This is a genomic window from candidate division WOR-3 bacterium (assembly GCA_016867815.1).
Lineage (GTDB): Bacteria > Hydrothermota > Tepidihabitantia > Tepidihabitantales > Tepidihabitantaceae > UBA2258.
In genome coordinates this window covers 21,575-27,825 of record VGIR01000041.1, presented here as the reverse complement: position 1 = coordinate 27,825, position 6,251 = coordinate 21,575, and the positions used below count along the sequence as shown (strand labels likewise).

At 59.6% G+C, this 6,251-nt stretch carries 6 protein-coding genes; all 6 read right to left on the bottom strand.

Annotated features, from left to right (window positions below; genetic code table 11):
- Positions 1-738: 738 nt before the first annotated feature.
- The 6 genes from FJY68_07775 to FJY68_07750 all read right to left on the bottom strand — a co-directional run bounded on the left by FJY68_07775 (position 739) and on the right by FJY68_07750 (position 6,041).
- Positions 739-1,092, bottom strand: a complete 354-nt coding sequence (locus FJY68_07775; GenBank protein MBM3331731.1) for a hypothetical protein — start codon at positions 1,090-1,092, stop codon at positions 739-741.
- A 23-nt stretch (positions 1,093-1,115) separates the two neighbouring features.
- On the bottom strand, positions 1,116-1,391 hold the full coding sequence (locus FJY68_07770) for a hypothetical protein (protein MBM3331730.1): 276 nt from the start codon (positions 1,389-1,391) through the stop codon (positions 1,116-1,118).
- Positions 1,392-1,473: 82 nt separating this feature from the next.
- Positions 1,474-2,535: a restriction endonuclease gene (locus FJY68_07765; protein MBM3331729.1), complete on the bottom strand. Its 1,062-nt coding sequence runs from the start codon at positions 2,533-2,535 to the stop codon at positions 1,474-1,476.
- Positions 2,536-2,615: 80 nt separating this feature from the next.
- Positions 2,616-3,632: a hypothetical protein gene (locus tag FJY68_07760; protein MBM3331728.1), complete on the bottom strand. Its 1,017-nt coding sequence runs from the start codon at positions 3,630-3,632 to the stop codon at positions 2,616-2,618.
- Positions 3,633-3,642: 10 nt separating this feature from the next.
- On the bottom strand, positions 3,643-5,262 hold the full coding sequence (locus FJY68_07755) for a hypothetical protein (protein MBM3331727.1): 1,620 nt from the start codon (positions 5,260-5,262) through the stop codon (positions 3,643-3,645).
- Positions 5,259-6,041: a hypothetical protein gene (locus FJY68_07750; protein MBM3331726.1), complete on the bottom strand. Its 783-nt coding sequence runs from the start codon at positions 6,039-6,041 to the stop codon at positions 5,259-5,261. Before FJY68_07750 ends, FJY68_07755 begins: the two co-directional genes overlap by 4 nt.
- Positions 6,042-6,251 lie beyond the last annotated feature (210 nt).

Here is a 6,251-nt window from a genome sequence, read left to right as displayed (position 1 = left end):
CCTGCAATAGCTCCAAGGCATCCTCCTGATCCAGCGAAGCCAGCACCTGCCTGCCTGCCGACCTGACGTTCCGACTTGCAGCCGACGACCATCTCCGGTACTTTCTCACAGCGGTTCTCCTTTCATAACATTCAAACAACCCAGATGCTACCATCCGGGCAGGGGAACCGCTACTGATTTTCAACTAAGACAGGGACATCCTCCAGCGGCTTTCTTGGCCAGCTAGGTTTCTTCAACCAGTTCAGCGAAGTCGCGTTCATGCGCCGAGAGGGCAAGTTTCAGTTGCGGTAGCCGCTTCCGTCAGAAACACGTCACTGTCCGTTGAGATAGCATCGTCACTCCCGGTCAAACGTCCAGGCGAAGGCGAACCGGTTCGTATCGGCCTGCGTGTCAACAACATAGCGCACGTGTCGAGACCGTGATCCTGGTAGACGCTCCGGCGGAGCACAGGTTAAGCAGGCCTGTGTTGGTCCAGGAGTCCCAATCACCAGGAACCCGTTCTACCTGAACTTCGGCCGCGAGATGTGGGCGTTCTCCCGGAGGGAGAGCTCCGGCGAGTCGCTGGCCAAGGAAGCCGCGGTTCTGATCGCGAAGTGGGAGGCGCGCGGTCTAGCTCAGGCAGCGCTTGAGGCCATCCGTGGCGACGTGTTCAACATCGCCACGCGGGAGGCAGGCGGACAGGTCGCCGGTGTTCTCGTTCACGTCCCTACCTCAACAGGTGCCAGCCGAGAGCCGTGTTCACGATTCTGGTTCCTCCAGCGGCTGTCTCAGGCCACGGAGTGCTCGCACTGTGGCGTCCCATCTCTGCTTGTCGATTGCCAGCGCCCGCTTGGTCGCCTCTTGGTCAGTCCCGAAGAGCGCGAAGAGCATCTTGACCATGCAGTCGTGGCAGAGTTTCACATCTTCCCTGCGGTCCGGCGACCACAGCTTGCGGAAGTACTTGCTCCCACGTTCGATCAGGCAACCGAACTCGCACTGGTGCTGCTTCTGGGCTTTGGGCTCATTCCACGGGGCGTATTCCCACGACAGAGCGTTCAGCAGACCTACGTAGTCGTCCAAGTGCTGCTCTACGTCCTCGTAGCGGGAATTCACGGTCTACCCCGTCGAGCGTTCCGTTACAGCTCTATCTCGCATGTCGGCCAGCTACTTCGGTCACGCGGCAACAGCCTGTTGAAGTGCCCGTAATCGACTGGAGGACTGCCAGGAGGAGTTGAGTACACCGGCAGACCGCTGCCAATGTCCACGAAGTGGACGCTGGAGACCTTGAAACGTCGCCGCAGCGCCTCTGCGACCCTGGTCTGAGCTTTGACGTTGCTGAAGACGTCGCTCGGAAGCAGCGCTACGACATGTACGTCATCACCTATCTTGGCTTTCTCGTAATGTACTTCCATGCACACTTCCTTTCTCATGCGCCCGGATGCTCGCCAGGAGCCGCGATGTGTGACCATTTCCCGGACAGTGATCCAGACTCCATCATTCCACGCCGTCGCGGGCCTGCCAGCCTTCGTCATCTTCCGTGACTGGCACCCAAATGCGCTTGAGCGGCAACTCGGCCTTGATGTCGTCGTCCAGGTGGTCGTAGTGCGCGAACAGGGCCTCGAAGAGCTCCTTCTGGGACCACAGCCGCACTCGGAAGAAGCTCGCGGCCATCTCCTTCTGCACGTTGCTCCTGTAGCCGCTCCAGGAAACGAACAACCCCTCCTGCGCGCCGAACTTGGTCACGGCTCCGAGCAGCTTGTCTACCGCAGGACGATCAATGGGAGTGTCACCCGACTTGACCTCGACGCAGAGACGGGGCGCTCCGAATCCCAAAGGTGGAGCCCCGGCCAGAATATCCGCGCCTCCGTCCGCGCCTTCAGGGCTACGGTACGTAGAGTAGCCCTGCGCCTTCAGGATCGCCTCGACCAATCTCGTCAAACCATGTCCCTTGAAATGAGCCGCGATTGCTTGCGCTATCTGGTCGTGAGCTAGCTCCTCTAGGTCGCCGCCACCAGCTTCTTCCTCGTCCGGCGTCGTGACGTCGGGTGTAGGCACAACCCCGGTTTCCGGCTTCCAGCCGCTCGCGCGCATCGCAGCTATGCGCGCCTCTGCGTTGTTACGCTGGATGCGACAAATTGTCATGGCAGCACCCATGGAGAACAGCAGATCCTTGCCAAAGCGCGTCCGAGGAATAGCCTCACCGATCCACTTCACCGAACGCCAGTGGTAGTAGGGACTGGGTCCCGCTGGTTCGAAACGATAGTCCCCGGTGACCTCGGCTATCTGCACGGCAGGTTGAGTCTTGAGCGGAACAACCACAAGGTCGCCCCTCTGCATCGCGTGTGCAAACGGCCAGATCTGCCTGGCCCAAGCCAAGATCGCCTTCGGTTTTGTGTCGGGGTAACGTTGCGAAAGAGCCTCTGCCAACTTGGGCCTTCCCTTGAGTTTGGATACGTCTACATCGAGATTCTCCCAAGTCACATATAGTCGGTTCTCGCTGATGAACTTCTGCTCGAACTCGCCATGCCTGCCCGCCCTAACTAGCCAAACCGCCATCGTTTCCTCCTGCCATCGTCTAAGACCTCACGCAGTCGCATGAGAAACACGCTGCCTGATCATGTTGCGGCCATCAAGAGCTAAGCTGTCACGGATGCCGCCCGGCGGTCAACTATGCGACTACCGTTGGCAGTGACCTCCAGCCACCGCGTGACCAGCGGGTCAGCTCGGAAGTCGCATTCTCGAAGCCTCTTGCACACATGTTTCTCGTCCATCCGTGCCCAATCGTCCGCGCGCGCAGCATCATCGTCGTACACTCCCTGACTATCTCCGGTCTGGATCCCACATTGGTTCGTGAAGACGAACCTGTTGTGGATTGAGCCCGCTCCGGGCTCAATGTAGACCAAGTAGTTGATACCAAGACGCCGAGCCAGTGGTTCTAGCGCTACGGTCCACCCGCGCTTGTAGTGATCGTCCAAAGTTCGGCCCTCGGGACGCTGCCCGCCTTCGGCGGTGCACAACATAACTGTGGCGTGCGGCGTCGTCTTCCTCGCGCGACGGGCGCCCAGCAGTTCCGAGATGACGGTGATGGCAGCCATCGTGAAGCGCCCATACTGCTGAAAACGGTCTACCACGATTGCCCACTTTGCGTAAGCCAGCATGGTTGATAGCACCCTGCGGTAGTCCTCCTCGGTCTTCTTGATGGGCACGCTGCTGCATGAGAACAGGCTCCATCGCGGCGAATCGGTCGCTTCGGCCAGAGGTACTACGATCTCCGCGCCCGGCCTGCCGCGCACAATTGTCGCGCTGGGTTCGTCCGCAAAAACGCCATCCAACCCGAAGCGGCGGTGAGAGGCCAAAGCGGCATCAATCCAAGCGCTTTCAGAAGCCTCACCAGGTTGTATGGGATGAAGCACTATCCTAGATCTGTCCTGCAACGACTTTAGGCATGCCATGACTGCGTCCTTGGCTGACGGATCCTGGGCCTGTTCGAGTTTCTGGCTCACCAACTTCAGCCACTCGCCGTTTCGGAGGTCCGCAAGAAGCCCGTTGACGCGCATATTCCTCAGTGCCAGAAGCAATGTGTTCTTCTTCGCCCTGTCCTGTCCATCAACGGCAGCGTCGATGGCATCGGGCGTCAGAGCGAACTCGAACATGAGTCCCTCCCTAAGCGCCAAAGCGTTCACGGAACCCCTCCTCGAAGAACCCACCGGGCCAAGGAGTAACTAGCTGGCCTTCTTCGTCGATCTCCATCAAAAGCACCCGTGAGCCTGATTTGGTCGGCTCGACAAATACAACCTGCACATCTTTCGTCGTGATCGGTGTCACACCCTCAGGGAGCCTGCCCTGGGTAGTTTCCCGGATGCGACGGAGGACCCGGAGAAGGAGATGCTCGCTGTGGGTCTCAACGATAAACGTGTTACTACGCTCCGCTGCCGACTGGATGAAAACGTCACCCAATTCAGCTTGCAGAGCGGGATGAATGTGAACCTCTGGTTGCTCAAAGAGCAACGTACGTCCCCGTAGCCCAAGAGTTGCGACAAGGACTGGCAGAACTTGGCTGATACCCACGCCAATATCCCTGTGACTGACGCTTGTGCCGGTGCGAAGGTCTATGAGCCGCAGAGAATCCGTGGCGGCAGCTCGTTCAAGGACGCGTTCCATGTGCTTCACCGGATCGCTCGCCCGCGCGGCGCTGCGACTGGCCGCATCCATGAGGTCGCCAGCAGAGTATGACCGCTGAACTTCAATTCGGTACGGCGTCATCATGCGCTGCGGGTCCTCCAGCCAGTGGTTCACGGCGGCGCGAACCTGAGAGTCCTGCTTGACGGCATCCCACGCGAAGCCACCCCCAGCAAACCAGTCTGGATCGTCGAACCGCCCAGGCAGGTCACGCTCCGGGTAGTCTCGCAGCGGTCCAAGATATGACAGCAGAAACAGCTCGGCGCGCGCTCTGCGCCAAACGCCAACGCACCAACCGTACAGTGCCTCGTAGGCAGCGAACGGGTCGGGCTCGTGGCGCGATTTCTCCATCATCTCCATGAACGCCTGCTCCTCGACTGCGCTCAGTCGCTCGACCGCTTGCGTCCACTGGACGTGACTGAGTTCCTCTTCGGTTTGCCCAAGCTCGGTTCCATCTGGGAACGGGACACCTTGGGTTATCTTGATGTCGGAAACCAAGCCGTCCAGTATCCCGTAGACATCCGATATCTGGAGCGTGCCGTTCGGGTCCGCCTCCTTCGCCGCCTTCGCGACCACCTCGGCTAGGGCTGGGTGTCGGTAGTTAAGAACGTCCAAGCCGAGGTGAGAGTAGTCCCTGCGGCCACTGAACGCCATGATATTCTCGCCGTCTACCGAGACCTCGTACCGACGAAGCTGTGGCACGTCCACGGAGATCAAATCCTCCCCGAGCTTGCGCTCGGTATGACGCACCCCGATTGACATCGCGATGTTGAACGACCTGCCCGCGTTGACGGCGTCGCCCCATCTCGTTTTCAGGCCAGTGCTGTCGAAACGGAAGGACATTTCTACCGGCGTGTCTGACCGCCTCTTGTGCACGTACTGCTGATACCCCCCCAGGTCAACTGAATTACCCCCGAGTTTCGCATAGCGTACGTCGAAATCCCCAGAGATCTGCGCATGATGGGCCAGTATCAAGCCGTGAAGCAGGCTCGATTTGCCGCCGCTGTTGGGGCCGTAGATGAGCGTTATCGGCTTGATCGGCAGCGTCTGCGTAGGTCCGAACGCCTTGAAGTTGCCTATGCTGAACTCGCGAAGGTACATCATGCCTCCGTCTCGGTGATTACCTTGCCCAAGTAGAGCGGAATCCCGCTTGGAATGAACTCGTTGCCGGGAACTGAGATGGGACCAGCGAGAACATCCGGCTCTGCCGCAGAGACAGGGCGCCCCGGCATCTCTTCGAGGAATGAGCGCCAGTCGGCGGCGTTGCGGGCCATGGCTTCGTCCGTACACGCGGACGTCATGAATTGCATGATGACGAGCACGGCACGTGTACTTCCTTTGTCCGCCAACAGCGTTCCAGCGGTCGCAGCCAGGAGTTGGTATCTAAGCTGGCCGAATCGAGTATCGCTGTACGGCTGGCCAAAGAGCGCTTGGCAGAGCAAGTCCGTACGATGGCGGATCGCCGACCTAGGGCTGCGGTTCTCAAGTGTCCGAATGTGTTCGCTAAGCAGTTCGTCGTGAGGCTCGTTCGCCTTGGCCTCCAACCCCACCACGAACTCACCCCGAGGAGCACGCCCAAAGAGCAGAAGGTCGTGATTCCTCGGGCCACGCGGGACGTCGTCGAATCTAGTCTGGGCCTCGGCAACTCCCCCAACAAGTATGGCTCCATCGAAGTCCGCGTTGCCACGCAGCAGACCCTCAAGCGAATACGGTAGTGCGACTCTCCCTGTCTGAAACCACGACTTGGCCAGTTCCTTGGCGCTGTAGGCATCTTTCCACTTGCAGTCTTGCACGAGACCAGTAGCACGACCCCATTCGTCGACTGACGTGATGTCGGTACCGTTGCTGTTCGTTATCCGAAAGTCAGGACTCAGTGTTATCATCCTACACCTCCGTTTTCCGCCAGTATTCTCTTCTGCTCCGCCACTTCGGACACGACCAAAGCCTTGTTCTTATCGCGCCACTTGGCGGTCAGTACGCCCCCAAAGGCGAGTCCGGGGACGGGCAACGGCCCGGCGTCACTCCGGCAATTCATAGCGAGTCCCGCTTGCTCGGCCGCGGCGCACCAGCGCTCCTCGTAAAATCGCCGTGTT

Coding starts and splice junctions, on each gene's coding strand:
- FJY68_07770 (MBM3331730.1), bottom strand. CDS start 1,391: ATGGAAGTACATTACGAGAAAGCCAAGATAGGTGATGACGTACATGTC.
- FJY68_07765 (MBM3331729.1), bottom strand. CDS start 2,535: ATGGCGGTTTGGCTAGTTAGGGCGGGCAGGCATGGCGAGTTCGAGCAG.
- FJY68_07760 (MBM3331728.1), bottom strand. CDS start 3,632: ATGTTCGAGTTCGCTCTGACGCCCGATGCCATCGACGCTGCCGTTGAT.
- FJY68_07755 (MBM3331727.1), bottom strand. CDS start 5,262: ATGATGTACCTTCGCGAGTTCAGCATAGGCAACTTCAAGGCGTTCGGA.
- FJY68_07750 (MBM3331726.1), bottom strand. CDS start 6,041: ATGATAACACTGAGTCCTGACTTTCGGATAACGAACAGCAACGGTACC.